Origin of the sequence: Streptomyces sp. W1SF4 (assembly GCF_003950035.1) — a bacterium.
Lineage (GTDB): Bacteria > Actinomycetota > Actinomycetes > Streptomycetales > Streptomycetaceae > Streptomyces > Streptomyces racemochromogenes.
Window position 1 is genome coordinate 6776255 of sequence record NZ_CP034350.1, and the last position, 25345, is coordinate 6801599.

Genomic DNA, 25345 nt, shown 5'->3' on the forward strand with positions numbered 1-25345 from the left:
CGTATCGATACGCTGATGTATCGATACACTGGCGTGTCGACAGGAACCGAAAGAAGCGAGACCGGGGGATGACCTCCCAGACCACACCGGACCGGCCACCGGCCGGGAAGAGCGACTCACGCCGGCGGCTCATACGCGAGCTGCTGCTCGTCGCGGGACTGTTCGCCGCCTACAAGGCGGGCCGGACGCTCTCGACGGGCCGCACCGACGAGGCCTTCCGCAACGCCGCCCGGGTGTGGGACGCCGAACGCGCCCTGCACCTGCCCGGAGAGGGCGCCGTCCAGCGGCTGCTGCTCCACTCCGACGCCGTCGTCCACACCGCCAACACGTACTACGCGGCCGTGCACTTCCCGGCGACCGCCCTGTTCCTGGTCTGGCTGTACCTGCGCCGCCCCGGGCACTACCTGTGGACCCGCCGCGTGCTCGCCGTCCTCACCGCCGCCGCCCTCGTGCTGCACCTCTCCTTCCCGCTCGCGCCGCCCCGGATGCTGGACGCCGCACGGCTCGTGGACACCGCCCAGGTGTACGGGCCGAGCGTCTACGGAACCGCCCCGGAAGCCGACACCATGGCCAACCAGTTCGCCGCGATGCCCTCGCTGCACTTCGGCTGGGCACTGATGCTGGCCCTCGGGATGATCGCCGCGACCCGGTCCCGGTGGCGCGCCCTGTGGCTGCTGCACCCGCTGGTGACCCTGCTCGTCGTCGTGGGCACCGCCAACCACTACTGGATCGACGCCGCCGTCGCCACCCTGCTGCTGGGCGCGGCCCTGCTGCTGGTCCCGCGCCCGGCCCCCGCCGACGCCGCGCCACCGGTACGGGGCCTGCCGCGCCCCCGCCCGGCACCCGACGCCGCACCCGACGCCGCGGGCCACCCCGCTCCCGCGCCCGTCCCCGCCGGAGGCGACCGGTGAACGCCACCCTCCTCGCCGTCGCCCTCTGCCTCGCCTCCGCCGCCACCTACGCGGCCGCCGCCGTCGCCCAGGAACGCCTCGCCCGCCGGGCCGTCGCCCGCAGCGCCCGGGCCCTGCTCGGCAACGGCGCCTGGTGGTGGTCGGCCGGACTGAACGCCGCCGCCGCACTGCTGCACGCCGCCGCGCTGCGCTACGGCCCGCTGACCCTGGTCCAGCCGCTGGGCGCGCTCACCCTGGTGGCCGCCGTCCCGCTGGGGGCCCGCGGCGCCGGGCGGCGGGTCGCCGCCACCGAGTGGCGCGGCACCCTGGCCACCGTCGCCGGCCTCGGGCTGCTGCTGCTCCCCGCCTCCGGCCCGGCCCCCGACGACACCCTCACCCTGGCCGAGGCGCTCGCCGTGTCCGGAGCCACCGTCGCCGTGATCCTGCTGCTCACCGCCCGCAAGGACCCCGGCCCGGGGCTGCGCCACGCCACCGCCTCCGGGCTGGCCTCCGCCGTCGCCTCCGCCCTGACCCAGACCGTCGCCGTCGCCGGCGGCCGGGGCGGGGCGCTGCTCAGCGGCCGGGTGGTCACCGTGGCCCTGCTCGTGGTGGTCTTCGCCGTCGGCGGGATGCTGCTCTCGCAGCGGGCCTACCGGGGCGGCCTCGGCGCCCCGCTCGCCGTGGTCAACCTGGCCAACCCGCTCGCGGCCGCCGCGATCGGCATGATCCTGCTCGGCGAACGCCTCCAGGGCGGCGCCCTCGGCATCCTGCTCGCCGCCGCCGGAGGCCTCGCGGCCACCCGCGGGGTCCTGCTGCTCACCCGGGGCGCGCCCGCCGCGCAGCCCGCCGAAAGCCGCCCCGTACCGGCCGGCCATGTGACAGCATGATCGGCATGGACGACCGTTCGTACCTCTCCCTCTGGTCCAGGAACTCCGTGCTGTCCATCGGCTCGGTGGGCTCGGTGCTCTCCATCGGCTCGGCGGGCAGCTTCCTCTCCGTCGCCTCCGTCGGGTCCGCGCTCTCGGTCGGCTCCACCGCCTCCTGGCTGAGCGCGGGATCCGCCTTCTCGGCCCGCTCCACCCTCTCCCTCTTCGCCTACCGCTCCCGGGGCGGCGTCGCGGTGGCCGGCGCCGTCGCGGGAGCGGCCGCGGCCGCCGCACTGTGGCGGGCCCGCCACCGCTGAGAACCGCCGGGCCCCCGCTCGCGTCCTCAGGGGCACAGACGCACACGACGAGCGGAGAGAACGGCATGGGCATCATCGGCTGGATCATCCTGGGCCTGCTGGCCGGCGGCATAGCCAAGATCCTGCTCCCCGGCCGCGACCCGGGCGGCTTCATCGTCACCACCCTCATCGGCGTGGCCGGCGCCTTCATCGGCGGCTGGCTCTCCGCGAAGTTCCTCGACCGCCCGATCCAGGCCCAGTTCTTCGACCTCGCCACCTGGGGCTCGGCCATCGTCGGCTCCCTCGTCCTGCTCGTCGGCTACCGCGTCCTCTTCGGCAACTCCCGCCGCTGAGCGCCCGCCCGAGGACACCTCCTAGGCTGGGCCCCGCGCGACGTACGAGATGCGAGGAGCCCGGAACCCCATGAGCCCCACCCCGATCCCCACCGCCGACCTGTACGACGAGCACGGCGAGGACCTCGGCATCTGCGCCGTCCAGTTCCGCCGGATCGGCGGCCGGCACCTGTACGCCGGACCCGTGCGCACCGTCCGCTGCCACGAGGACAACGCCCTGCTGCGCGAACTCCTCCACACCCCCGGCGAAGGCGCCGTCCTCGTCGTCGACGGCGGCGGCTCCCTGCGCACCGCACTGGTCGGCGACCTCATCGCCGGCGCCGCCCACGCCTCCGGCTGGGCCGGGCTGATCGTCAACGGCGCCGTCCGCGACAGCGTCGCCCTCGGCGCCCTGGACCTCGGCGTCCAGGCGCTCGGCACCTGCCCGCGCAAGAGCGGCAAGACCGGCGAGGGCGCCGTCGACGAGCCCGTCACCATCGGCGGGGTCACCTTCCGCCCGGGCGACACCGTGTACGTGGACGACGACGGCGTCGTGGTCCTGCCCGCCGCGCACTGACCCGTCGGTTTCGCGCCACCCGCCGGCCCCGGCCCTGGCGGCGGCGGGCCGCCAGGGGTTTCACTGCGGGCCCATGAGACGACACAGGATCATGGGCCTGCTCGGCACGCTCACCCTCGCCGCCGGCGCCCTGGCCGGCCCCGCGGCCGCCGCCGGCACCCCCGCGGCCGCGCCCCCGGCCGCCACCACCGGCCCCGTCCCGCCCGCCGAGTTCGGCACCGACTGGCACGACCCGCTCACCGCCGCCCCGCCCGTCGAACACCCCGCCACCCGCTCCTGCGAGGTGACGCTGGCCGAGGCCCAGTTCCGCGACTTCACCCCCTACAAGGGGACCTACACCCCGCCCGCCGGCTGCGGCCGCTCCGACTGGGCCAAGGCCGTCCTGCGCCTCGACGGCAAGGTCAAGGGCCGCCAGTACGACCGCCTCGGCAACCTCACCCTCGGCGGCGTGGAGATCCTGCGCACCTCCACCCCCGAACCCTCGCCCGAGGGCATCGAGTGGTCCGTCGAGAAGGACGTCACCCGCTACCGCGACGTCCTCGGCCGCCCCGGACCCGTCGAGATGCTGATCGGCAACGTCGTCAACGACACCTACACCGGCGTCATCGACGTCAAGGTCACCCTGACCCTCTACGCCGCCGACCGGCACACCCCGGCACCCGACACCCCCGACCGGGTCCTGCCGCTCACCTCCCCGGCGGTCACCACCCCCCGCAACACCGAACGGCTCCTCGCCGAGGTGTACGCCACCGGCTCCGGCGGCGGCTGCGAGGAGTACTGGTACATGACGGTCCCCGACGCCGCGCCCTACTCCTGCAAGGCCGCCGACGGCCCCTACCGCGAGGTCCGGATCGCCGTCGACGGACAGCTCGCCGGCCTGGCCGCGCCCTTCCCGACCGTGTGGACCGGAGGCTGGTCCAACCCCTTCCTCTGGTACGTCACCCCCGGCCCGCGCGCCTTCGACGTCCAGCCGATCGTGTACGACCTCACCCCCTACGCCGCCCTGCTCAACGACGGCCGGGAGCACCGCGTCGAGGTCTCCGTCGCCGGCGTCCCGGCCGGCCAGGCCGGCTGGAGCACCCCGGCCAACCTGCTGCTCTGGCAGGACCACGGCCGCCAGGTCGTCACCGGTGCCCTGACCCGCCACGAGGAGGGCGCCCCCACCGGCTCCTCCCGCTGGACCCCCGCCGCCCCCGGCGGCGAACACCGCCTGGACACCGACGGCGCCCACCGCCTCACCGTCGCCGGGCACCTCGACACCTCCCACGGCCGGATCACCACCACCGTCACCCGCGCCGTCTCCCACACCTCGGCGCACCGCTGGACCGACGGCGAGAACCGCGACGCCCTCACCGCCACCTGGACCGACGAGGACAGCGTCACCCGCGGCCCCACCACCACCCGCACCGCACGCACCTACACCATGGACGGCGAGACCACCCTCGCCGCCGGGGACCGGCTGCGCACCGTCCTGACCCTCGGCGACCGGGCCGACACCACCACCCTGCGCGGCGGCCGCCAGACCGGCCGCACCCTCCTCGACGACCGGTACACGGGCGACGCCTCGTACACGGCGAACGTCCCGCGCGACCAGCGGCACGCCGTCGGCACCTCCACCGAGCGCTACCGCCTGTACGGGACGGGCACCGGCCGCGGCTGCTACGACCGTACGGTCTCCACCGCGCAGGGCACGCTGACGGAGGACCGCCTCCGCTGCTGACGGTGGCGGGGCCTACGATGACCGCCCATGGAGAACAGTGAGGCCGGCAGACGGCTGATCGACGGCCGTTTCGAACTCATCGACCCCCTGGGCGCCGGAGGCATGGGCACGGTGTGGCGCGCCCGCGACATCGCACTGCACCGCGAGGTCGCCCTCAAGGAGGTGCGCCCGCCGGACCCCGCCACCGCCGCCGCGCAGCCGGACCTCGCCGTCCAGCTGCGCGAGCGGGCCATCCGCGAGGCGCGGGCCCTGGCCCGCCTCGCCCACCCCAACGTGGTGACGATCCACCACATCGTGGAGCCCGCCCCGGGCACCGAGGGCCACCCGTGGATCGTGATGGAGCTCCTCAAGGGCGGCTCCCTGCACGACCGGCTCGCCGCCGGACCGATGCCGCTGCCCGAGGTGGTGCGGCTCGGGCTCGACATCCTCTCCGCGCTGCGCGCCGCGCACGCCGAGGGCGTCCTCCACCGGGACGTCAAGCCGGCCAACGTCCTGCTGCGGCCCGACGGGGCGGGCGTACTGACCGACTTCGGCATCGCCGCCCTGCACGGGGCGACCGCCCTCACCTCCACCGGCGTCCTGATCGGCTCGCCCGAGTACATCGCCCCCGAGCGGTGCCGGGGCGAGGAGGGCCTGGCGGCCTCCGACCTGTGGTCGCTCGGCATGATGCTGTACGTGGCCGCCGAGGGGACGCACCCGCTGCGCCGTGCCACCAGCCTGGCCACCGTCGTCGCCGTCCTCGACGAGCCGATCCCGGCGCCCGTGCGCTCGGGCCCGCTGGGACCCGTACTGGAGCGGCTGCTGGTCCGCGATCCCGCCGCGCGGCCCGACGGCGCCGAACTGGAAGCACTGCTCCGGGGTGCGAGCACCGCTCTCGACGCGGGTGCCGGAGCCGCTGCCCCCGCCGCCGGTCCGGCCCCGGCCCCGGTCGCGGGCCCCGGCCTGTACGGGCCGCCCCCCACGGCCTCCGGCACCCGGCCCTTCACCCCCGGCGGCGGCTCCCCGTACGGGCCCACCGCCCCCGTCCCCGCCCCCGTCCCGGCCCCCGCCCGGGGCCGCGGCCGCGCTGCCCTGATCGGCGGCGTCCTCGCGCTGGCCCTCGCCGGCGGCGTCACCGGGCTCGTCCAGGCCCTGCCCGACGGCACGTCCGGCGACCCCGGCGCCAAGGTCTCCACGGCCTCCGCCCCGGCCACCAACGCCGCCCAGCCGCCCGTCACCCCCAGGGCCGCCACGCCCAAGCCGCAGGGCACCCCCGCCTCGGCCGCCAAGGGCAGCCTCCTGACGCCCGACAAGGTCCGTACCGTCATCGAGGCGTTCAAGCAGAAGACCGGCACCACCACCTTCGTGGAGATGACCGTCTACGAGGGGTACGTGCTGGCCTCCATCCCCACCGCCCCCGGCGCCGACACCTACGACCGGTACGAGTACCGCGACGGCCAGGTCAAGAACGACGGACCCGGCGGCACCGTCAAGCCGGACGAGCCGCCCATCGACATGGCGGCCGTCAAGTGGGACGCCCTGCCGGGCCTCCTGGAACGGGCGCAGCAGGAACTGGGCGTCACCAAGCCCACCTCCCGCTACGTCATCATCGAGCCCTGGATCTTCGACGCCTCCGCCTCCATGCGCCCCTACCTCACCGACGAGTACGGGCGCGGCGGCTACGTGCACGCCGACACCCAGGGCAACGTGAAGAAGGTGTACCGCTCCTGACATCGTGTAGCCGTACACGCGCACCGGTACGCGCACCCCGTACGCGCACCCGCGTACGGCAGACACGGTCCAAGGAGCACGGTCCCCCATGCCCAGCTGGCGCAGCACCCTCACCCAGGCCGGGATAACCGACCCCCGGCTGCGGGCCGACCACACCCACGCCGCCCGCCGGGTGCTGCGCCGCGAACCGGCCCCGTACCTCACGCTGCGCCTGCTCGCCGCACCGCCCCTGGTGCCCTGGCTCTCCACGGGCCTCGCCTTCATGAACCTGGTCGACGACGTCGCCGAGACCGGCACCCCGGCCGTGCGGGCCGCCGGACTCGCCGCGCTGGCCGGCCGCGTCGAGTCGGCCCTGGCGACCGGCGACAGCCCCGACCCGCTGCTGCGCGCCTACGCCCACGCCGTCCGCTGCAGGGGCCTGCCGGACCACTGGATCACCCGCTTCCTCGACGGCGCTGCCACCGCCGAGGCCGCCTTCGACGGCTTCGCCGCCGAGGAGGACTTCCAGGCCTACCTCGACGCCTACGCCTGGCCCGGGATCATGGTCTTCACCGGGCTCCAGTACCAGGGCGGACCCGACCCCGCCCAGGCGGCGGGCTGGCGCGCCTTCGTAGACGCCGCCCAGCGGGTCGACTTCCTCGCCGACCTGGCCGGCGACCTCGCCGAGGGGCGGCTCTGCATCCCGCGCTCCCGCCTCGCCGAGCACTCCGTCACCCGCGCCGACCTCGAACAGGCCCGCGAGACCCCGGAGGTACGCGCCCTCCTCGCCGCCGAGTGCGCCCGCGCGCGCACCGCCCTCGCCGCGGCCGGGGGCGTCCTCGACCTCACCGAGCCCGGCCTGCGGCCGGTGGTCGCCGCCATGACGGAGCTGATGGGACACCAGCTGGCCGCGGTGGAGAAGGCCGGCACCGGCGCCCTGCGCAAGGACGTCGGCTACGGCCTGGCCGCCCCCGTGGGCACCCTGGTCCGCGCACTGCGGCGCCGGTGACCTCGACCCGCGGTGACATTTGTACTGCTCAGGACCGTACGGCCGGATCTGCCGCCGCCCCGCCCCGGTACCTAACGTGAAGGACATGACAGAGCACACCCGAACGGGCGGCACGAGGACGGAAGAGGGACCGGACATGCGGGGCAAGGGGGCGGCGGCCGACCGGAAGGCCGACCGGAAGGCCGAATGGGCCGCCCGCAAGGCGGAATGGCGGGCGAGCGAGAAGGCCCGCAAGGCGCGCGGGGAGGCCCCCGACTACGGCAGCGGCCCGATGGGCCCGCCCAACGCCTTCACCCTGCTGCCCTGGCTGCTCCTGGGCATGGGGGCGATCTCCAACATCGTCCACGGCGAGACCCCCGACCCCTGGGTCGGCGTGGCCGGCCTGCTGGTCTTCAACTCCCTCTACGTCACCCTGGTCTTCCGGGCCTTCCACAAGCCGGCCCGGGAGGCCGCCGCCACCCGCTGGTGCCTGGGCGCCCTGGCCGCCGTCACCTGCGCCATGGCCGGCGGCTACGGCGGCGACTGGCTGCTCTTCTTCCCGCTGCTGGGCCTCGCCACCGGCGCGGTGGTCCGGGGACGCGGGCTCGCCCCGGTGATGTTCACCGTCACGGCCGTCGCCGGAGTCGTCGCGGGGCTGTGGGAGGGCTGGGACGCGCTCGGCATCGTCTACGGGACCTTCCTGTCCGGCATGGTCACCGCCGCCATCCTCGCGCTGGCCGAGACGGTACGGGAACTGCGCGAGACCCGGCAGGAACTGGCGCGGGCCGCCGTCGACCAGGAGCGGCTGCGCTTCTCCCGGGACCTGCACGACCTGCTCGGTCACACCCTGTCGGTGATCGTGGTGAAGTCGGAGGCGGCCCGCCGGATCGCACCGCGCGACGTGGACGCCGCCCTCGACCAGGTCCGCGACATCGAGTCGGTGGGCCGGCAGGCGCTCACCGAGATCCGGGAGGCCGTCACCGGCTACCGCGAGGCGAGCCTGGCCGCCGAGCTCGACCGGGCCCGCGCCGCGCTGACCGCTGCCGGCATCGAGCCCGTCGTACGCCAGTCCGGGCCCCCGCTGCCCCCGCAGACGGCGGCCCTGCTGGGCTGGGTGGTCCGCGAGGCCGCCACCAACGCCGTCCGCCACAGCGGTGCCTCCCGCTGCGAGATCGAGCTGGACGGCACCGGGGACCGGGTCCGCCTGGTGATCACGGACAACGGTACGGGCGCAGTAGGCTCGACCCCGTCGGGCTGCGGGCTGACGGGCCTGCGCGAACGCCTCGCCGCGTCGGGAGGCACGCTCACCACGGGCCCGGCGGCGGACGGCGGTTTCCGGGTCACCGCCGGGCTCCCGGCGGATCCGGCCGCAGGAGGGGACGGAACGCACTGATGGTCAGGCTGCTGCTGGCGGAGGACCAGGGCATGATGCGGGGCGCGCTCGCCCTGCTGCTGGGGCTGGAGGAGGACTTCGAGGTCGTGGCCCAGGTGGGCGCCGGGGACGAGATCCTGCCCGCCGCGCTGGAGGCCCGGCCCGACGTGGCCCTGCTCGACATCGAGCTCCCGGGTCTCAGCGGCCTCGACGCCGCCGCGGAGCTGCGCACCCGGCTGCCGGACTGCCGGGTGCTGATCCTGACCACCTTCGGCCGGCCCGGCTACCTGCGCCGGGCCATGGAGGCCGGGGCCGCGGGGTTCCTCGTCAAGGACGGGCCGGTGGAGGAGCTGGCGGTGGCGGTCCGCCGGGTACTGGCCGGGGAGACCGTGATCGACCCGGCGCTCGCGGCCGCCGCGCTGGGCGCCGGCCCGAACCCGCTGACCGCGCGCGAGACCGACGTGCTGAACGCCGCCGCCGACGGGGCCACGGTGGCCGACATCGCCGGCCGGGTGCACCTGTCCGAGTCGACCGTGCGCAACTACCTCTCGGCGGCCATCGGCAAGACCGGCACCCGCAACCGGATGGAGGCCGTCCGCGCGGCCCGCCGCCAGGGCTGGCTCTGACGGCCCGTCGGCCGGGTTCCTAGTAGGCGCCGTTGACGTTGTCGATCGAGCCGTAGCGGGCGGCGGCGTAGTTGCAGGCCGCGGTGATGTTGGCGACCGGGTCGTACGAGTCCAGGGGCGTGCCGGGGACGTGGTAGGCGCGGAAGGTCGGGTCGATGACCTGGAGCAGGCCCTTGGAGGGGATGCCGTTGCGGGCGTTGATGTCCCAGTTGTTGATGGCGAGGGGGTTGCCCGAGGACTCCCGCATCACGTTGCGGTGGATTCCGTTGTAGCTGCCGGGAATTCCGTGCCGGGCCATGATGGCCAGCGACTGCCGGATCCAGCCGTCGAGGTTGTTCGCGTAGACCGGGGTGGCCGGCTTGGCGGCGGGCTTCACGGCGGCCGCGCGGGCCGCCGCGCCGAGGCTCAGTTTCAGGCCGGGACGGATCACCGAGGGATCGGAGCCGATGGTGCTCCGGTTGGCCTCGTAGAGCGCCTGCCAGCCGCCGCTCACGGAATGCGCGGAGGCGATCTTCGAAAGGGTGTCACCGCCGACCACCGAATAGGTCAGGGCTGCCGCCGCCTTTTGCACGGACGCCTTTTCCGTGGCCGACTTCTCGACCGACGGCTGCACCGCGGTGGCCTTCTCCACGGCCGCCTTGACGAGCGAGGCGGGCTGCGTGCCGGTCGCCCCGGCCGTCGTGGCGCTGATCAGAGGGAGGGCGAGAGCCGCTCCACCCGTGCCGGCGACCGCCAGCTTGCGGGCGATCCAGTGCTGCTTCGGCCGACGGTGCTTGCCGTGTCGGGGCATGGCGCTGTTCCTCACGTGGGGGTACGGGAGAGCCCCGGCGGCGGCCGGATTCGGCAGTCGGCCGCGGGGAGTGAGGTGACCGTAGGCGAGCGCGCGGCGCGGGAACAAGACACGAATTCCACCGGGAGATCGACTTCTCGGGCATTGCGCGGTAATTGACCATGAATTGCGGATCAAGGAACGGCCGATTTCCTTTCCGGGGAAAGGGAATCGGCCGTTCCGGATGAATTGATGTTGTTCGGCCCCGCGTGACCCACATCACGGGTCCGGCAGGTTTGGGTCCGCCTCGCGCAATACGGTCAATTGGCGGCCCGATACTGCCGATTCGGGCGACCGGTACGAGGGTGCCGAAGGGTGTTCAATCGGGCATTTCGGGCGCTCGTCGGCCTGGCCCGGCTCCTCATCGGCCTGGTCCGGCCCCTCGGAGGGAGGCCAGCGCCTCCAGGGTGGCGTCCACGGCCCGCCCGGACGCGGGCAGCAGGGGCAGGCGCACGTCCGGGGCGGGGATCCGGCCCTGTGCGTGCAGCACGCCCTTGACCACCGCCGGGTTGGGCTCCGCGAAGGCCGCCGCCGACACCCGTGCCAGCCCGTGCCCCAGCTCCCGGGCCCGCCCGACGTCACCGGCCCGCCAGGCCGCCGCGAGCTCCACGAACCGCCCCGTCGCCAGATGGGCCGAGGCGAGCACCGCCCCCGAGGCGCCGAGCGCCAGCATCGGGGACACATACGCGTCGTCCCCGGCCAGGACCGAGAACCCGTCCGGCAGCCGGCCCACCAGCGCCACCGTCTCCGCGTCGATCCCGCCCGCGGCGTACTTCACCCCCGCCACCCCGGCCAGCGAGCCCAGCGCCCGCAGCGCGTCCGCGTCCAGGGGCCGCCCCGTCCGGTACGGGACGTGATAGACGATCAGCGGCACTGGGCTCACCTCCGCCAGCCGCGCGAAGTGGGCCAGCACCCCCGCCGCCGAGGGCCGTACGAACGACGGCACCGTCACCAGCGCCGCCCGGGCCTGTGGCCACCGCGCCAGCCGCGCCAGCGACGCCTCGCTCGCCCGGGTCCCGCTCGCCCCCGCCCCCACCGTGAGCGGCACGCCCCTCTCCCCGCAGACCCGCGCGCAGATCCCGGTCACCAGGTCCCGCTCCGCCTCGTCCAGCGCGGCGGCCTCGCCCGTCGTGCCGAGGGCCACGATCCCGGCGGCCCCCGCGTCGAGGACCTCGTGGGCCAGGGCCTCCAGCGCCTCGGCGGCGACCTCCCCGCCGGGTGTGAACGGGGTGACGAGCGGGACGTGGATCCCGTCGAGGATCAAAGGGTCGCTATGGGCCGTTTGCCCGCCCTGGGGCGTTTCCTGTCGCATGCAGAAGAGCTTCGCCCGGACCGAGCGCCGAATCCAGTTCGCATTTCTTCGCTGATCCGTAAGCTGAGCCGATGCTCGACGTCCGCCGCCTGCGCCTGCTGCGGGAACTCGCCCGCCGGGGCACCATCGCCGCCGTGGCCGAGGCCCTCGCCTTCAGCCCCTCCGCCGTCTCCCAGCAGCTGGCCGTCCTCGAACGCGAGGCCGGCCTGCCCCTGCTGGAACGAACCGGCCGCCGCGTCCGCCTCACCCCGGCCGCCCAGAACCTCGTGCGCCACGCCGAGGCCGTCCTGGAGCGCCTGGAGCAGGCCGACGCCGACCTCGCGGAGGCCCGCAGCGGCCTCGCCGGAGTCCTGCGCGTCGGCTCCTTCCCCACCGCCACCCGCGCCATCGTCCCGGCCGCCCTGGTCCACCTGGCCCGGCGCCACCCGGGGCTGGAGCCGAGGATCCGCGAGACCGACCCGGCCGCCGTCGCGCACGCGCTGCGGGCCGGGGACCTGGACGTGGCCCTGGTGCACGAGTACGACTTCGTCCCCGCGCCGCCGGAGCCGGGACTGGGCACCCGCCCGCTGTACGGGGAGGCGATGTACCTGGCGGCCCCCGCGGCCCCGCCCCCCGCGGCCACCCGGGCCGCCCCGGCGCCGGACGGCGGCTCCGAGCAGGGCGCGGTCCTGCGCACCCACCAGGACGAGCCGTGGATCACCGCCACCCCCGGGACCCTCTGCCACGCCATGACCGTACGGGCCTGCCAGGCGGCCGGGTTCACCCCCCGGATCCGGCACGAGGTCGACGAGTTCGACACCGTCCTCGCGCTGGTCGCGGCCGGGCAGGGGGTGGCCGTCGTCCCCCAGCTCGGAATGACCGGATCCGCGGACCCCGCCATCACCCTCACCCGGCTGCACATGGAACGCCGCACCAAGGTCGCCTTCCGCAGCGGCGCGGCCGCCCACCCCGCCGTCGCCGCCTTCACCGCCGCGCTGCGCGCCTGCGTACCGCCGGATCTGGCCGGAACCGGAAGCGGGGGGTGACGCGAAGGCCCGCACAACTCCCTTGGACAGCCGCGCCCGTGTACGTTCGATGATCCAGACCGATCCGGCCGATCGGACCGATCCGAACAGAACGGGGTACGACGTGACACATCGCGTACGAGGGGTCATCGCGCGGAGCAAGGGCGCACCGGTGGAGACGACCACGATCCTCGTGCCCGACCCGGGGCCCGGCGAAGCCCTCGTAAAGATCCAGGCCTGCGGGGTCTGTCACACCGACCTGCACTACCGCGAGGGCGGCATCAACGACGAGTTCCCCTTCCTCCTCGGCCACGAGGCCGCGGGCGTCGTCGAGTCCGTCGGCCCCGACGTCACCTCCGTCGCCCCCGGCGACTTCGTGGTCCTCAACTGGCGTGCGGTGTGCGGCGCCTGCCGGGCCTGCAAGCGCGGCCGGCCCTGGTACTGCTTCAACACCCACAACGCCACCCAGCCCATGACGCTGGAGGACGGCACCCCGCTCTCCCCAGCCCTGGGCATCGGGGCCTTCGCCGAGAAGACCCTCGTCGCCGCCGGTCAGTGCACCAAGGTGGACCCCGCCGCATCGCCGGCCGCCGCCGGACTGCTCGGCTGCGGCGTGATGGCGGGCCTGGGCGCCGCCCTGAACACCGGCAACGTCGGGCGGGGCGACTCGGTCGCCGTCATCGGCTGCGGGGGAGTGGGCAACGCGGCCGTCGCCGGCGCGCGGCTGGCCGGCGCCTCGCGGATCATCGCCGTGGACCTGGACGAGCGGAAGCTGGAGTGGGCGCGCGGCCTCGGCGCCACCCACACCGTCAACGGGCGCACCGAGGACGTGGTCAAGGCGATCCAGGAGCTGACCGGCGGGAACGGCGCGGACGTGGTCATCGAGGCCGTCGGCCGCCCGGAGACCTACCGGCAGGCCTTCTACGCCCGCGACCTGGCCGGCACCGTGGTCCTGGTCGGCGTACCGACACCCGAGATGCGGCTCGAACTCCCGCTCCTGGACGTCTTCGGGCGCGGCGGCGCCCTCAAGTCCTCCTGGTACGGCGACTGCCTGCCCGAGCGCGACTTCCCGCTGCTGGTCGACCTGTACCTCCAGGGCCGGCTCGACCTCGACGCGTTCGTCTCCGAGACCATCCCGCTCGACGGGGTGGAGGACGCCTTCGCCCGCATGGAGCGCGGCGAGGTGCTCCGCTCCGTGGTGGTCTTCTGACCCGCCGCCCCGGGGCCCGGCCAGGGGCCCCGGGGCACGGGGCATAAACTCGGCCGGGACGTCAGCCCCGGCCACGGGCCCCGCCGCGATCCGGCGAAGGCGCGGGGAGGGGGATCCGCACCCACACCCCAGGGGCCGTCCGTGACCCTCCCGCGCAGCTACCGCCAGCCCGGTGTCGTCCTGACCGACCACCACTTCACCGTGCCGCTCGACCACGACCGCCCCGGCGGCGAACGGATCGAGCTGTACGCCCGCGAGGTCGTCGCCCACGACAAGGACCCCGAGCGGCTGCCCTGGCTGCTGTACCTGGAGGGCGGACCCGGCTTCGGGGCGCGGCGGTTCACCGGACGCCAGGCCTGGCTGGAGCGGGCCCTCGCCGACCACCGGGTGCTCCTCCTGGACCAGCGCGGCACCGGCCGCTCCACCCCCCTCAACCGGCAGACCCTGCCCGCGCGCGGCACGCCCGACCAGCAGGCCGCCCACCTCACGCACTTCCGCGCCGACTCCATCGTGCGCGATGCCGAGGCCATCCGCCCCGCCCTGACCGGCGGCGCGCCGTGGACCGTGCTCGGCCAGAGCTTCGGCGGGTTCTGCGCCACCCACTACCTCTCCACCGCGCCCGAGGGCCTGGCCGCCGCCCTGATCACCGGCGGGCTGCCCTCCCTCCACGCCACCGCCGCCGAGGTGTACGAGGCCGCATACCCGCGCGTCGAGCGCAAGAACCTCGCCCACTACGCCCGCTACCCGATGGACGTCGAGCGCGCCCGCCGCATCGCCGCCCACCTCGCCGAGCGCCCCGCCGAACTCCCCGGCGGCTACCGGCTCACCACCGAGGCCTTCCAGTCCCTGGGCCTGATGCTCGGCGCCGGCGACGGCAGCCACCAGCTGCACTACCTCCTGGAGGACGCCTTCGTCACCACCCCGGCGGGCCCCGCCCTCTCGGACGCCTTCCTGCACGCCGTCCACGCCCACCTCTCCTTCGCGGGCCACCCCCTCTACGCCCTGCTCCACGAGGCGATCTACGCCCAGGACCCGGCGGCCCCCACCGACTGGGCCGCCGAGCGGGTCCGCGCCGCGCACCCCCGCTTCGACGCCGCGAAGGCCCTCGCGGGCGACGGCCCCGTGCTCTTCACCGGCGAGAGCATCCACCCCTGGCACTTCACCAGTGACCCGGCCCTCGCCCCCCTCCGCGAGACGGCCGACGTGCTGGCGTCCCGCACCGGCTGGGAGCCCCTCTACGACCCGGCCCGGCTCGCCGCCAACGAGGTCCCGGTGGCGGCCGCGGTCTACCACGACGACATGTACGTGGACACCGCCCACTCGCTGGCCACGGCCCGCGCCGTCCGCGGCCTGCGGACCTGGGTGACGGACGAGTTCGAACACGACGGCCTCCGCGCGGGCGGCCCCCGCGTCCTTGACCGGCTGCTGTCCCTGGTCCGCGACGAGGTCTAGAGGTGCGTGCGGGCCCGGCGGGGGTACGTCGCCTAAGGTGCGGCGTATGACCGAACAAGCTGAGCAGCAGCCGCCCTTGCAGCCGATGCCCGCCGACTGGCGGCGCGCCCTCGCGGTGGTCGCGCACCCCGACGACCTGGAGTACGGCTGCGCCGCCGCCATCGCCGAGTGGACGGACGGCGGCCGCGAGGTCGCCTACCTCCTGGCCACGCGCGGCGAGGCGGGCATCGACGGGGTCGCCCCGGACGAGTGCGGCCCGCTGCGCGAGGCCGAGCAGCGGGCGAGCGCGGCGGTCGTCGGGGTCTCCACCGTGGAGTTCCTCGACCACCGCGACGGCGTCGTCGAGTACGGACTCGGCCTGCGCCGGGACATCGCGGCGGCCATCCGGCGGCACCGCCCCGAGCTGGTGATCACCCTCAACCACCGTGACACCTGGGGCGGGGTGGGCGGCGGCGGGTACTGGAACACCCCCGACCACAAGGCCGTCGGCCGGGCCGTCCTGGACGCCGCCGCCGACGCGGGCAACCGGTGGATCTTCCCCGAGCTCGTCTCCGAGCAGGGCCTGGAGCCGTGGGACGGGGTGCGCTGGGTCGCGGTGGCGAACACCACCACGCCCACCCACGCCGTCGACGCCGGCCCCGGGCTGGAGCGCGCCATCCGGTCCCTGCTGGAGCACAAGGCGTACATCTCCGCGCTGACCGACCAGGACCCCGAGGAGTACGTGCGCGCCTTCCTCACCGGCAACGTCCAGCAGACCGCCGCCCGCTTCGGCGGCCGTCCGGCGGTGCCGTTCGAGGTCTTCCCCCGCTGACCGGACCCCCCTAAGCTGACGCTCCGTCAGTCGGCTTGGGGGTGGGGTACCCGGTGATCGACACGCTCGGCAGGCAGGTGGGCGAGGGCGCGGAGCGCATCCGGCTGGACGTCGAGGACGGCATCGCGCTCCTCACCCTCTGCCGCCCCGACAAGCTCAACGGCTGGAGCTGGGAGTCCACCCGCCAGCTGGGCCTGCTCGCCGACCGGATCCGCTTCGACCCGGACGTGCGCGCGGTCCTGCTGCGCGCACAGGGCCGGGCCTTCTGCGCGGGCATCGACGTGACCGCCCCCGGCGGCGCCATCACCGGTGACTCCGCGGCCGAACGGGCCCGGAACTACTACGAGGGCATCCGCTGGGTACACGAGCGCTTCTCGGTCCTCGCGCGCCTGCCACAGCCGGTCGTCGCCGCCGTCCAGGGCTACTGCCTGGGCTTCGGCTTCGAACTGGCCCTGATGGCCGACATCCGGATCGCCGCCGACGACGCGGTCTTCGCCCTGCCCGAGGCCCAGCTGGGCGTGGCGGTGGACGCGGGCGGCGACCTGCGCATCGCCAGGGAGGCCGGAGCCGGCTGGGCCAAGTTCCTCGCCCTGACCGGCCGCCGGATCGACGCGGCCACCGCCGAGCGCCTGGGCCTGGTCCAACTGGTCGTCCCCCGGGCGGGACTGGAGGCGGAGGCCCGCGCCCTGACCGCCGAGATCGCGGCGAACGCCCCGCTCGCCGTCCAGGGCATCAAGCGCTCGATCGACGCCTACGCGGACGCCGCCCTGCCCGCCGCCCTGGACCGGGTGGCCATGACGGCGGCCCTCACCCTCACCTCCGAGGACGCCGCGGAGGGCTACGGGGCCAAGGCCGCCCGCCGGCCCCCGCGGTTCAGGGGAGCGTGACCGGCGGGGTCCCGCCGTCGGGCCGGCGCAGGGCGCGGAAGCCCAGGTACTCCGCGTACATCAGATCGGCGAAGGACTCGTGCCGCTCCGGACCGGATCCGCTCCAGCTGGAGAACCGGTACGCCGCCCACTCGCCCTCGGCGCTGACGTCGCCGGGGTCGAGGATCAGCCAGGTCTGGTCCCCCTCCAGGGATATCTGGACCGCCCGGCCCCACCGCGCGGACTCGTACGGCACGGACCCCGCCTCCGCGTCCTCCTCGTCATCGTCCCCGCCCTCGTCCGCGTCCTCCTGGTCCTCCTCCTCGGCGAGGTCCTCCTGCTCCCACTCGCTGAGCATCTCGTACAGGTGCTCCGTCCGTTCCCGCAGCGGCCCCACCTCCGCCGCCGGGGCGAGCAGTTCCACGAACTCCCCGGCCCACCGCCAGCCGTCGGTGACTTCCAGGAAGGAGCGGTACGAAGCCGGCAGATCGAGCCCCAGCCTGGCTTCGAGCGCCGCTATCCGCTCCGGCGGAGCGGGGTCGAAGCCCAGCCAGCCGAGGGGCGGCTCCGCGGGGGCCTCGGCGCGCAGGGCCGTCTCCCGCTCGGCGCTCCAGGCGCGCAGGAAGGGTTCCCAGTCGTCGGTCTTCATGCCCCGATGGTGCCGCACGCCACTGACAACGCCTCCACTGACAACGCCTCCACTGACAACGCCTCCACTGACAACCCCTGCACTGACAACGCCTCACGGCTGGAACGGCCCGCGCCCCAGCTGCTCGCGCACCGGCACCACCTCGGGCTGGACCAGCGCCCGCCGCTGCCAGTTCGCGCCGTCGACCACCAGCGTGTGGCCGGTGACGAAACGGGCGTAGGGCGAGGCGAGGAAGGTGGCGGCCCAGCCCAGTTCGCGCGGGGCGCCCACCCGCAGGGCGGGCTGCCGGGAGTCCTTGGAGTCCGGGGCGGCCCGCTCCAGCCCCTCCCGGATGTCCTGCGGCATGTCGGCGTGCGGGAACAGGCCGGGCACCAGCCCGTTGACGCGGATGCCGTACGGGCCCCACTCCACGGCGAGGGTCTCCACCAGGTTCTTCACCCCGGCCTTCGCGGCGGCGCTGTGGGCGAAGCCGGGCCCGCCGGTCCAGGCGTACGAGGCGCCGACGCTGACGATCGCCCCCGGGCTGCCCGCACCGAGGTGACGCCGGCCGAACTCGCGGGTCATGAACCAGGTCCCGGTCAGGGTGGTGTCGACCACCGCCCGCCAGGCGTTCGGGGACAGGTCCTCGGCGGGGCTGGGGAAGTTCGCCGCGGCGTTGTTGACCAGCACGTCCGGCAGTCCCAGCGCGGCCCCGGCGGCGTCGAAGACGTCCGCCACCCGCTCGGGGTCCCGGATGTCGCAGACCGCGGCCGCCACCCGGCCCGCCCCGGGCACGGCCGCCAGCTCCTCGCGCGCCGCCTCCAGCTGCCCGGCACGGCGCCCCGCGATCAGCAGGTCGGCGCCGAGCCGGGCGAACTCGGCGGCGATGGCCTTGCCCAGCCCGGTGCCGCCACCGGTCACGAGGACCACCTGGCCCGCGTACGTGCCGGCGGGCAGGGCGGCGGCGCCCAGCGGAGGCGGCGCGGGCAGGCCGCGCTGGATCTCGTCCGTCATGGGGGCATCGATAGCGCGCCGGGGCGCAGACCGCCATGCCCGTGACGCAGGCCGCTACTTCGGCAGGTACGCCTGCTTCGTCGCGCAGGTCCAGATCACCGGCTTCAGCGTGCCGCCCGCGTTGACGGCCGCGCCGCCGACCCGGCCGTCGTCGGCGGCCGACGAGGCGGCGCTGGCCTGGTTCGCGGCGAGCCGCGGCAGGGCGAGCACGGGCCCGGTGCCCGTCCACAGCTGCGCCTGGTCGGGCAGGGTCTGGATGTCCGGGTGGAACTTGGCGGTGCCGACGGACACGCCGGTCGTCGGGCTGACGGCCTCGAAGGTGCCGTAGGGGTGGGTCTTCAGCGCGCCGGGGGCGCCGACGGGCCCGGTGTAGGGCGGGGTCCAGGTCACCGGCCGGAACTGGTAGCCCATGCCGTACCAGTCGTAGCCGACGACGCGGCCGCTTTCGTCGATGTCCTGCACCCAGCTGTCGTTGGAGGTGCGGGACAGGGCCCTGGCCGGTCCGCCGTCGCCGGGCCAGAGGACGGGGTAGCTGCCCTCCAGGTGCTGGCCGGTCTCCGGGACCTCGTAGTCCTCGCGCGCCATGCCGATGACGTCGCCTTTGTTGTTGATGCCGGAGACCAGCTCGATCCGGGTGCCGGGCGCCGCGTCGGCGGGCACGGCCAGGTCGCGTACCTTCAGGCCGTCCTTCCACACGGCGCCCGCGCCCGGACGGGTGCGCGAGACGACGTAGCCGGCGTCGTTGACGTCGGCGTCGTCGGACAGCCAGTCGCTGCCCGGGAGCCGCCTGGCCGTGGCGTCGCCCGCCCGGTAGGTGAAGAGGTAGCCGTCGGCGCCGTGGGTGGCGCCGACCATCAGGCCGCTCTTGTTCACGGCGAGCACCGCGCCCGGAAGGGCGTCGGGCAGCGGGACCTGGTGGAGCCGGGTGCCGGTCCAGTAGACGGGCTTGCCGCCGGAGACGCCGACGGACAGGGTGCCCGTGCCGAGGCCGAGGACCCCCTCGGTCTGCTCGTTGCCCACGTTGTACCCGCCGGTGCCGATGGAGCCGAGGACCTGGATCCGGGGTGTGCAGGACGGTGCGGCCGCGGCCGGTCCGGCGGCGGTGACGATCCCGGCCAGGACGAGGGCGGCGGTGGCCGCCGCGCCGGTCCGGCGCGTGCGGGTGCGTGTGCTGTTCATCGTTCGGTTCCCCCTGTGGTGTGGGCGTGCGCAGAGGCGCGCCCGGAGCGGTCGGCTCCGGGCGCGCGGAATCCCCTGGTGCGTCATATGCCCTGTGCGAGCGGCCCGTTGATGTTATCTACGGATACGGGTGTTCACCTGTGGTTCGTCCGTCCGATTTCCGGAACGGGCGGGCGGGCCCGCCGCGGGGCCGGGATGCGCCCGCAGGGGATGGCGGGGACGAGGGTTCCCAAGGGGGCAAGCGACCGCTTAGTATGCCGCCGAGCGTGGTCCCTCGACGGCGGCTGGAGGCCCCGGATGCAGGCATGGCGAGTACACACGACCGGCGAACCCCGCGAGGCCATGCGCCTCGAAGAGGTGCCCGAACCCGTGCCCGGCGAGGGCGAGGTGAAACTCCGCGTCCTCGCGGCGAACGTCAACTTCCCCGACGCGCTCCTCGTCCGCGGCCAGTACCAGATCCGCCCGCCCCTGCCCTTCACCCCGGGCGTCGAGGTCTGCGGCCTGACCGAGGACGGCCGCCGCGTCATCGCCAACCCGAGCCTGCCCCACGGCGGCCTCGCCGAGTACGTCACCGCCCCCGCCCGCGCCCTGCTGCCCGCCCCCGACGCCCTGGACGACGCCGAGGCCGCCGCCCTGCACATCGGCTACCAGACCGGGTGGTTCGGCCTCCACCGCAGGGCCCGCCTCCAGCGCGGCGAGACCCTGCTCGTGCACGCCGCCGCCGGCGGCGTCGGCAGCGCCGCCGTCCAGCTCGGCAAGGCCGCCGGAGCCACCGTCATCGGCGTCGTCGGCGGCAAGGCCAAGGCCCGCACCGCCGAGGAACTCGGCTGCGACCTCGTCATCGACCGCACCACCGAGGACGTCGTCGCCCGCGTCAAGGAGTTCACCGGCGGACACGGCGCCGACGTCGCCTACGACCCCGTCGGCGGCGACGCCTACACCGCCTCCGCCAAGTGCGCGGCCTTCGAGGGCCGCATCGTCGTCGTCGGCTTCGCCGGCGGCACCGTCCCGGCCCCCGCCCTCAACCACGCCCTGATCAAGAACTACTCCGTCCTCGGCCTGCACTGGGGGCTGTACGCGGCGAAGGACCCCGGCGCGATCCTCGCCTGCCACACCGAACTCACCCGCCTCGCCACCGACGGCGCGATCAAACCCCTGGTCAGCGAACGCGTCCCGCTCGACCGGGCCGCCGACGCCGTCCAGCGCGTCGCCGACGGCACCACCACCGGCCGGCTGGTCGTCGTACCGTCCCGGGACCGCGGAGCCGCCCGATGACCGCCGACGCCGAAGACCTCCGCGCCCGCACCCGCGCCCTCCTCGCCGCGCACCCGCCCGCCGCCACCGCCCCCGCGGACTTCCTCCGCGCCCGCTTCGACGCCGGCCTCGCCTGGGTCCACTACCCCGAGGGCCTCGGCGGGCTGGGCGCGCCCCGCACCCTCCAGACCGCCGTGGACGCCGAACTGGAGGCCGCCGGAGCCCCCGACAACGACCCCCGCCGGATCGGCATCGGCCTCGGCATGGCCGCGCCCACCATCCTCGCCCACGGCACCGAGGAGCAGAAGGCCCGCTTCCTGCGCCCCCTCTGGCTGGGGGAGGAGGTCTGGTGCCAGCTCTTCAGCGAACCCGGAGCCGGCTCCGACCTCGCCGCCCTCGGCACCCGCGCCGTCCTCGACGAGGAGGCCGGGGAATGGGTGGTCGACGGCCAGAAGGTGTGGACCTCCAGCGCCCACACCGCCCGCTGGGCCATCCTCCTCGCCCGCACCGACCCGGACCTCCCCAAGCACCAGGGCATCACCTACTTCCTGTGCGACATGCACGCCCCCGGCGTCGAGGTCCGCCCGCTGCGCCAGATCACCGGCGAGGCCGAGTTCAACGAGGTGTTCCTCACCGGCGTCCGCATCCCCGACACCCACCGCCTCGGCGCCGTCGGCCAGGGCTGGGCCGTCGCCCGCACCACCCTGATGAACGAACGCGTCTCCATCGGCGGCATGCGGATCCCGCGCGAGGGCGGCATGATCGCCCCCGTCGCCGCCGCCTGGCGCGAACGCCCCGAGCTGCGCACCCACGCCCTGCACCAGCGGCTGCTCGAACTGTGGGTCGAGTCCGAGGTGGCCCGCCTCACCGGCGAACGGCTGCGCCAGCAGCTCGCCGCCGGCCGGCCCGGCCCCGAGGGCAGCGGCATGAAGCTCACCTTCGCCCGCCTCAACCAGGAGATCAGCGGACTGGAGCTGGAACTCCTCGGCGAGGAGGGCCTCCTGTACGGCGACTGGACCATGAGCCGCCCCGAGACCGTCGACTTCACCGGCCGCGACGCCGGCTACCGCTACCTGCGCGCCAAGGGCAACAGCATCGAGGGCGGCACCAGCGAGATCCTCCTCAACATCGTCGCCGAACGCGTCCTCGGCCTGCCCCCCGAACCGCGCGACGACAAGGACACCGCCTGGAAGGACCTCTCCCGATGACGACGCAGCCCGCCCCGGCGGCCCCCAGCGCCCCCTACGACCTGCTCTACTCGCAGACCGAGGAGGAGCTCCGCGCCGCCGTACGCGCCCTGCTCACCGACCGCTGCGCCCCCGCCGGCGTCCTGGCCCGGGCCGAGACCGGCCGCCCCCACGACCCCGAGCTGTGGCGGACCCTCGCCGCCGGGATCGGCGCCGCCGGCCTGCTCGTCCCCGAGAAGCTCGGCGGGGCGGGCGCGACCCACCGCGAGGCCGCCGTCGTCCTGGAGGAACTGGGCCGGTCCGTCGCCCCCGTGCCGTACCTGACGTCCTGCGTCCTCGCGGCGGAGATCCTGCTCGCCGTCGCCTGCGACAACGCCGACGCCGCCGCCCTGGTCGCGGAGGCCGCCTCCGGCGGGCTGGTCTGCGTCCCCGCCCTCCCCCTCACCCTGGCCCCCGGCGCGCCCCTGCCGGCGCCGGTCCACGACGGCGGCGGCGGGGTGCTCAGCGGCACCGTCACCTCGGTCGCGGACGCGGTCGCCGCCGACGTCCTGCTGGTCCAGGCCGACACCGGGCTGTACGCCGTCCCCGCCGACCGCGCCGCCCTCACCCCCCGGGTCCCCCTGGACCTCACCCGGCCCCTCGCCGACGTCACCCTCGACGGCGCCGCCGCCACCCGCCTCGCGGACCCCGCCAGCGCCCGCGCAGCCGTCGCCGGAGCACTGCTGTCCGGCGCCGGACTGCTCGCCTCGGAGCAGCTCGGGCTCGCCGAGTGGTGCCTGACCGAGACCGTCGCGTACGTACGGGAGCGCCACCAGTTCAACCGCCCCGTCGGTTCCTTCCAGGCGCTCAAGCACCGCCTCGCCCGGCTGTGGCTGGACGTGGCCTCCGCCCGGGCGGCCGCCCGCGCCGCCGCCGACGCCCTGGCCACCGGCGCCCCGGACGCCCCGCTCACGGTCGCCGTCGCGCAGGCGTACTGCTCGGGGGTCGCCGTCCGCGCGGCCGAGGAATGCGTCCAGCTCCACGGCGGCATCGGCATGACCTGGGAACACCCCGCCCACCTCTACCTCAAGCGCGCCAAGGCCGACTCCCTGGCGCTCGGCACCGCCGGCCACCACCGCGGCCTGGTCGCCGACTTCGCGGAACTCCCGGCGCCCTGACCCGCCGGGCGGGGACCGCCCCGCCCGGCTCCACCCGAAGCCCCCCGAGGCACCCCGGGTGACAGGTGACCTCGCACGGCCGCTCCTCGTTGGACAGGCGAACACCGCCCGCCGAGCGAGGGAGACCGTATGTACGCAGCACCCGCCGCCCCACTGACCCGCCGCGCGGTCCTGCGTACGGCCTTCGGCGCGGCCGTGGCCGGCGGCGTGGCCGCGGCCCTGGCCCCCGTACTGCGCGCCCGGGGCCCCCGCCAGACCCTCACCCCGGCCCCCCTCGCCGAGGAGACGTACCGCGGCCGCCACATCAGCGTCGACCTCGCCTCCGCGCAGGTCCGCATCGACGGCCGGCCCCTGCACGTCATGCGGCGCGCCGACGGGACCTACCTCAGCGGGGTCAACCACTTCCAGTCCTACGGGACCCCGCTGGAACTCGCCCGCGCGGCCGTCGACGAACTCGGCACCAGCCAACTGGCCCTCGCGGCACCGCACCACGGCTGACGGACGGGAACGGGAGGAGCCCCGCGTTGTACACCCGGCAGAACCAGAAGAACCTGACCAGCGCCCAGAAGAAGCGGTTCACGGCCGCCCTGCTGGAACTCAAGCGCAACGGCGTCTACGACGACTTCGTCCGCACCCACGGCACCTACTTCGTGCCCGACCGGGACCGGAAGCTGCGCGTCGGGCACATGTCCCCGTCGTTCTTCCCCTGGCACCGCCGCTACCTGCTGGAGTTCGAGCGGCGGCTGCGGGCCGTCGACCCGCAGGTCTCCATCCCGTACTGGGACTGGACCACCGACAACAGTCCCGTCTCCTCCCTCTGGGCCGAGGACTTCCTCGGCGGCACCGGCCGGGAGGGCGACCGCCAGGTGACCACGGGCCCCTTCGCCTACGCGCGGGGCAACTGGACGGTCACCGTCGGGGTCAGCGAGGCCCCGTTCCTCACCCGCAACCTGGGCCGGCCCGCCAGCCCGATCACCCTGCCGACCGCCGCCGAACTCCAGTGGGCGCTCGACGACCCCGTCTACGACTCCGCGCCCTGGGACTCCACCGCCCGCGAAGGCGGCTTCCGCAACAAGCTGGAGGGGTGGGCCGCGCCCCGGAGCGAGCGCTGGCGCAACCACAACAAGGTCCACCAGTGGATCGGCGGCCACATGACCGGCGGCACGGCCCCCAACGACCCCGCCTTCTGGCTGCACCACGCCTTCGTGGACCTGCTCTGGGACCGCTGGCAGCAGCGGCACCCCGGCTCCGGCTACCTTCCGGCGGCCCCGCTGGAACTGGGCGACCTGCAGCGCGGCCGGGTCATCTCCCTCGACGAGCCGATGCCGCCGTGGGACGTCACCCCGCGCGAGATGCTGGGACACCGGGGCGTCTACCGCTACGAGTGACCGCCGGCTCCCCGAGTACGCGGGGGGCCGGGCCCCGTATCCGTACGCGGACACGGAAAGGGCCCCCGCCGGGTGGCGGGGGCCCTTCAGCCGGTCAGGCTCAGGCGGGCGAGAGGGTCACTCGCCGTAGCTGCCGCCCTCGGTGTGGTGCTTGTCGCCGCCGCCGGAGGCGTTGACGCAGGTGTTGCCGAAGGCCGGGTTCAGCAGGGCGATCACGTTGACGGTGTTGCCGCAGACGTTGACCGGGATGTGGACCGGGACCTGGACCACGTTGCCGGACCCGACACCGGGGGAGCCGACCGCCGCACCGTGCGCTCCGGCATCGGCGACAGCCAGACCCGCACCCGCGGCCACGGCGGTGCCCGCCACAGCGGTGATGGCGAATGCCTTCGCGATACGCGACATCAAGATCTCCTCATGGGATGTGGGGCGCCGCATCCCTGCGGCGCGTGACATGGCGTACAACGCGGTGGGAGCCGAGTGGTCACGGTCCGTTCGGCTACCGGGTGACACGAAAACGGACAGAGCCGGAGTACGACCGCACCCGAGTGACCGTTTCCCGGCCGCTTCCGGCCCGCTTCCCGCCCGCACGAGCGACACTCCCGGCCCGGCGCGATCCGCCCGCACGACCCGATCGTGCCTTGTCAGGCCATGGACGCCTGTGCGACGGTGCCCGGGAGGACACCCTGGCGAGGAGA

The 25345-nt window shown here is 75.0% G+C and carries 25 protein-coding genes and 1 pseudogene; 20 read left to right on the forward strand and 6 right to left on the reverse strand.

Going from position 1 to position 25345, the window contains the following annotated elements; genetic code table 11:
• Positions 1-68: 68 nt before the first annotated feature.
• From D1J60_RS31465 to D1J60_RS31510, 10 genes and pseudogenes are all read left to right on the forward strand, one after another.
• Entirely contained in the window at positions 69-911 is an 843-nt protein-coding gene (locus tag D1J60_RS31465) for a phosphatase PAP2 family protein (protein WP_125823443.1), read from the forward strand.
• Positions 908-1777: a hypothetical protein gene (locus D1J60_RS31470; RefSeq protein ID WP_241253466.1), complete on the forward strand. Its 870-nt coding sequence runs from the start codon at positions 908-910 to the stop codon at positions 1775-1777. The genes D1J60_RS31465 and D1J60_RS31470 overlap by 4 nt, the downstream gene beginning before the upstream one ends.
• A 5-nt stretch (positions 1778-1782) precedes the next feature.
• Positions 1783-2073, forward strand: a complete 291-nt coding sequence (locus D1J60_RS31475) for a hypothetical protein (RefSeq protein ID WP_125823444.1) — start codon at positions 1783-1785, stop codon at positions 2071-2073.
• A gap of 65 nt (positions 2074-2138) precedes the next feature.
• Positions 2139-2405, forward strand: a complete 267-nt coding sequence (locus tag D1J60_RS31480) for a GlsB/YeaQ/YmgE family stress response membrane protein (protein WP_125823445.1) — start codon at positions 2139-2141, stop codon at positions 2403-2405.
• Positions 2406-2475: 70 nt separating this feature from the next.
• The gene (gene rraA / locus D1J60_RS31485; RefSeq protein ID WP_125823446.1) at positions 2476-2961 is read left to right on the forward strand and encodes a ribonuclease E activity regulator RraA; all 486 of its coding nucleotides are present in this window, start codon (positions 2476-2478) and stop codon (positions 2959-2961) included.
• A gap of 202 nt (positions 2962-3163) precedes the next feature.
• Positions 3164-4681 (forward strand): annotated as a pseudogene (locus D1J60_RS31490) (peptide-N4-asparagine amidase); the annotation flags it as partial.
• Between the two features lie 27 nt (positions 4682-4708).
• Positions 4709-6391 (forward strand): serine/threonine-protein kinase, encoded by a 1683-nt coding sequence (locus D1J60_RS31495; RefSeq protein WP_206436604.1) that lies wholly within the window; start codon positions 4709-4711, stop codon positions 6389-6391.
• Positions 6392-6479: 88 nt separating this feature from the next.
• Positions 6480-7379, forward strand: coding sequence for a squalene/phytoene synthase family protein (locus tag D1J60_RS31500; RefSeq protein ID WP_125823447.1), 900 nt, complete (start codon positions 6480-6482; stop codon positions 7377-7379).
• An 85-nt stretch (positions 7380-7464) separates the two neighbouring features.
• Complete coding sequence (locus D1J60_RS31505; RefSeq protein WP_241253468.1) at positions 7465-8751, forward strand: sensor histidine kinase; 1287 nt, start codon at positions 7465-7467, stop codon at positions 8749-8751.
• On the forward strand, positions 8751-9356 hold the full coding sequence (locus tag D1J60_RS31510; RefSeq protein ID WP_125600311.1) for a response regulator transcription factor: 606 nt from the start codon (positions 8751-8753) through the stop codon (positions 9354-9356). The genes D1J60_RS31505 and D1J60_RS31510 overlap by 1 nt, the downstream gene beginning before the upstream one ends.
• A 19-nt stretch (positions 9357-9375) precedes the next feature.
• On the opposite strand, the gene D1J60_RS31515 is transcribed toward D1J60_RS31510, so the two are convergent.
• On the reverse strand, positions 9376-10146 hold the full coding sequence (locus D1J60_RS31515) for a transglycosylase SLT domain-containing protein (RefSeq protein ID WP_125823448.1): 771 nt from the start codon (positions 10144-10146) through the stop codon (positions 9376-9378).
• Between the two features lie 400 nt (positions 10147-10546).
• A complete protein-coding gene (locus D1J60_RS31520) occupies positions 10547-11497 on the reverse strand; it encodes a dihydrodipicolinate synthase family protein (RefSeq protein WP_125823449.1) in 951 nt (316 codons plus the stop codon).
• A 71-nt stretch (positions 11498-11568) separates the two neighbouring features.
• Here D1J60_RS31520 and D1J60_RS31525 point away from each other — a divergent pair, with 71 nt between their 5' ends.
• From D1J60_RS31525 to D1J60_RS31545, 5 genes are all read left to right on the forward strand, one after another.
• Positions 11569-12522: a LysR substrate-binding domain-containing protein gene (locus D1J60_RS31525; protein WP_125823450.1), complete on the forward strand. Its 954-nt coding sequence runs from the start codon at positions 11569-11571 to the stop codon at positions 12520-12522.
• A 103-nt stretch (positions 12523-12625) separates the two neighbouring features.
• The gene (locus D1J60_RS31530) at positions 12626-13711 is read left to right on the forward strand and encodes an S-(hydroxymethyl)mycothiol dehydrogenase (protein WP_125823451.1); all 1086 of its coding nucleotides are present in this window, start codon (positions 12626-12628) and stop codon (positions 13709-13711) included.
• 141 nt (positions 13712-13852) lie between these two features.
• The gene (locus tag D1J60_RS31535) at positions 13853-15163 is read left to right on the forward strand and encodes an alpha/beta fold hydrolase (protein ID WP_125823452.1); all 1311 of its coding nucleotides are present in this window, start codon (positions 13853-13855) and stop codon (positions 15161-15163) included.
• Positions 15164-15209: 46 nt separating this feature from the next.
• On the forward strand, positions 15210-15974 hold the full coding sequence (locus D1J60_RS31540) for a PIG-L deacetylase family protein (protein ID WP_125600323.1): 765 nt from the start codon (positions 15210-15212) through the stop codon (positions 15972-15974).
• A gap of 53 nt (positions 15975-16027) precedes the next feature.
• On the forward strand, positions 16028-16861 hold the full coding sequence (locus D1J60_RS31545; protein ID WP_125823453.1) for an enoyl-CoA hydratase/isomerase family protein: 834 nt from the start codon (positions 16028-16030) through the stop codon (positions 16859-16861).
• Here D1J60_RS31545 and D1J60_RS31550 read toward each other — a convergent pair.
• From D1J60_RS31550 to D1J60_RS31560, 3 genes are all read right to left on the reverse strand, one after another.
• Complete coding sequence (locus tag D1J60_RS31550; RefSeq protein WP_125823454.1) at positions 16848-17489, reverse strand: SMI1/KNR4 family protein; 642 nt, start codon at positions 17487-17489, stop codon at positions 16848-16850. The genes D1J60_RS31545 and D1J60_RS31550 overlap by 14 nt on opposite strands.
• Positions 17490-17582: 93 nt before the next feature.
• Entirely contained in the window at positions 17583-18482 is a 900-nt protein-coding gene (locus D1J60_RS31555) for an SDR family oxidoreductase (protein ID WP_125823455.1), read from the reverse strand.
• A gap of 54 nt (positions 18483-18536) precedes the next feature.
• Complete coding sequence (locus D1J60_RS31560; RefSeq protein ID WP_125823456.1) at positions 18537-19661, reverse strand: hypothetical protein; 1125 nt, start codon at positions 19659-19661, stop codon at positions 18537-18539.
• A 297-nt stretch (positions 19662-19958) separates the two neighbouring features.
• Here D1J60_RS31560 and D1J60_RS31565 point away from each other — a divergent pair, with 297 nt between their 5' ends.
• From D1J60_RS31565 to D1J60_RS31585, 5 genes are all read left to right on the forward strand, one after another.
• Positions 19959-20936: an NADPH:quinone oxidoreductase family protein gene (locus tag D1J60_RS31565; protein ID WP_125823457.1), complete on the forward strand. Its 978-nt coding sequence runs from the start codon at positions 19959-19961 to the stop codon at positions 20934-20936.
• Positions 20933-22123, forward strand: coding sequence for an acyl-CoA dehydrogenase family protein (locus tag D1J60_RS31570; RefSeq protein WP_125823458.1), 1191 nt, complete (start codon positions 20933-20935; stop codon positions 22121-22123). The genes D1J60_RS31565 and D1J60_RS31570 overlap by 4 nt, the downstream gene beginning before the upstream one ends.
• Positions 22120-23259: an acyl-CoA dehydrogenase family protein gene (locus D1J60_RS31575; protein ID WP_125823459.1), complete on the forward strand. Its 1140-nt coding sequence runs from the start codon at positions 22120-22122 to the stop codon at positions 23257-23259. The genes D1J60_RS31570 and D1J60_RS31575 overlap by 4 nt, the downstream gene beginning before the upstream one ends.
• Before the next feature lie 129 nt (positions 23260-23388).
• Entirely contained in the window at positions 23389-23757 is a 369-nt protein-coding gene (locus tag D1J60_RS31580; protein ID WP_125823460.1) for a tyrosinase family oxidase copper chaperone, read from the forward strand.
• Positions 23758-23783: 26 nt separating this feature from the next.
• Positions 23784-24647 carry a tyrosinase family protein gene (locus D1J60_RS31585; RefSeq protein WP_125603765.1) on the forward strand — a complete coding sequence of 288 codons (864 nt, stop codon included), beginning with the start codon at positions 23784-23786 and terminating at the stop codon, positions 24645-24647.
• 117 nt (positions 24648-24764) lie between these two features.
• On the opposite strand, the gene D1J60_RS31590 is transcribed toward D1J60_RS31585, so the two are convergent.
• Complete coding sequence (locus tag D1J60_RS31590; protein ID WP_125603764.1) at positions 24765-25052, reverse strand: chaplin; 288 nt, start codon at positions 25050-25052, stop codon at positions 24765-24767.
• Positions 25053-25345 lie beyond the last annotated feature (293 nt).

Coding starts and splice junctions, on each gene's coding strand:
- D1J60_RS31465 (WP_125823443.1), top strand. CDS start 69: ATGACCTCCCAGACCACACCGGACCGGCCACCGGCCGGGAAGAGCGAC.
- D1J60_RS31475 (WP_125823444.1), top strand. CDS start 1,783: ATGGACGACCGTTCGTACCTCTCCCTCTGGTCCAGGAACTCCGTGCTG.
- D1J60_RS31480 (WP_125823445.1), top strand. CDS start 2,139: ATGGGCATCATCGGCTGGATCATCCTGGGCCTGCTGGCCGGCGGCATA.
- rraA (WP_125823446.1), top strand. CDS start 2,476: ATGAGCCCCACCCCGATCCCCACCGCCGACCTGTACGACGAGCACGGC.
- D1J60_RS31495 (WP_206436604.1), top strand. CDS start 4,709: ATGGAGAACAGTGAGGCCGGCAGACGGCTGATCGACGGCCGTTTCGAA.
- D1J60_RS31500 (WP_125823447.1), top strand. CDS start 6,480: ATGCCCAGCTGGCGCAGCACCCTCACCCAGGCCGGGATAACCGACCCC.
- D1J60_RS31505 (WP_241253468.1), top strand. CDS start 7,465: ATGACAGAGCACACCCGAACGGGCGGCACGAGGACGGAAGAGGGACCG.
- D1J60_RS31510 (WP_125600311.1), top strand. CDS start 8,751: ATGGTCAGGCTGCTGCTGGCGGAGGACCAGGGCATGATGCGGGGCGCG.
- D1J60_RS31515 (WP_125823448.1), bottom strand. CDS start 10,146: ATGCCCCGACACGGCAAGCACCGTCGGCCGAAGCAGCACTGGATCGCC.
- D1J60_RS31520 (WP_125823449.1), bottom strand. CDS start 11,497: ATGCGACAGGAAACGCCCCAGGGCGGGCAAACGGCCCATAGCGACCCT.
- D1J60_RS31525 (WP_125823450.1), top strand. CDS start 11,569: ATGCTCGACGTCCGCCGCCTGCGCCTGCTGCGGGAACTCGCCCGCCGG.
- D1J60_RS31540 (WP_125600323.1), top strand. CDS start 15,210: ATGACCGAACAAGCTGAGCAGCAGCCGCCCTTGCAGCCGATGCCCGCC.
- D1J60_RS31550 (WP_125823454.1), bottom strand. CDS start 17,489: ATGAAGACCGACGACTGGGAACCCTTCCTGCGCGCCTGGAGCGCCGAG.
- D1J60_RS31555 (WP_125823455.1), bottom strand. CDS start 18,482: ATGACGGACGAGATCCAGCGCGGCCTGCCCGCGCCGCCTCCGCTGGGC.
- D1J60_RS31560 (WP_125823456.1), bottom strand. CDS start 19,661: ATGAACAGCACACGCACCCGCACGCGCCGGACCGGCGCGGCGGCCACC.
- D1J60_RS31565 (WP_125823457.1), top strand. CDS start 19,959: ATGCAGGCATGGCGAGTACACACGACCGGCGAACCCCGCGAGGCCATG.
- D1J60_RS31570 (WP_125823458.1), top strand. CDS start 20,933: ATGACCGCCGACGCCGAAGACCTCCGCGCCCGCACCCGCGCCCTCCTC.
- D1J60_RS31575 (WP_125823459.1), top strand. CDS start 22,120: ATGACGACGCAGCCCGCCCCGGCGGCCCCCAGCGCCCCCTACGACCTG.
- D1J60_RS31580 (WP_125823460.1), top strand. CDS start 23,389: ATGTACGCAGCACCCGCCGCCCCACTGACCCGCCGCGCGGTCCTGCGT.
- D1J60_RS31590 (WP_125603764.1), bottom strand. CDS start 25,052: ATGTCGCGTATCGCGAAGGCATTCGCCATCACCGCTGTGGCGGGCACC.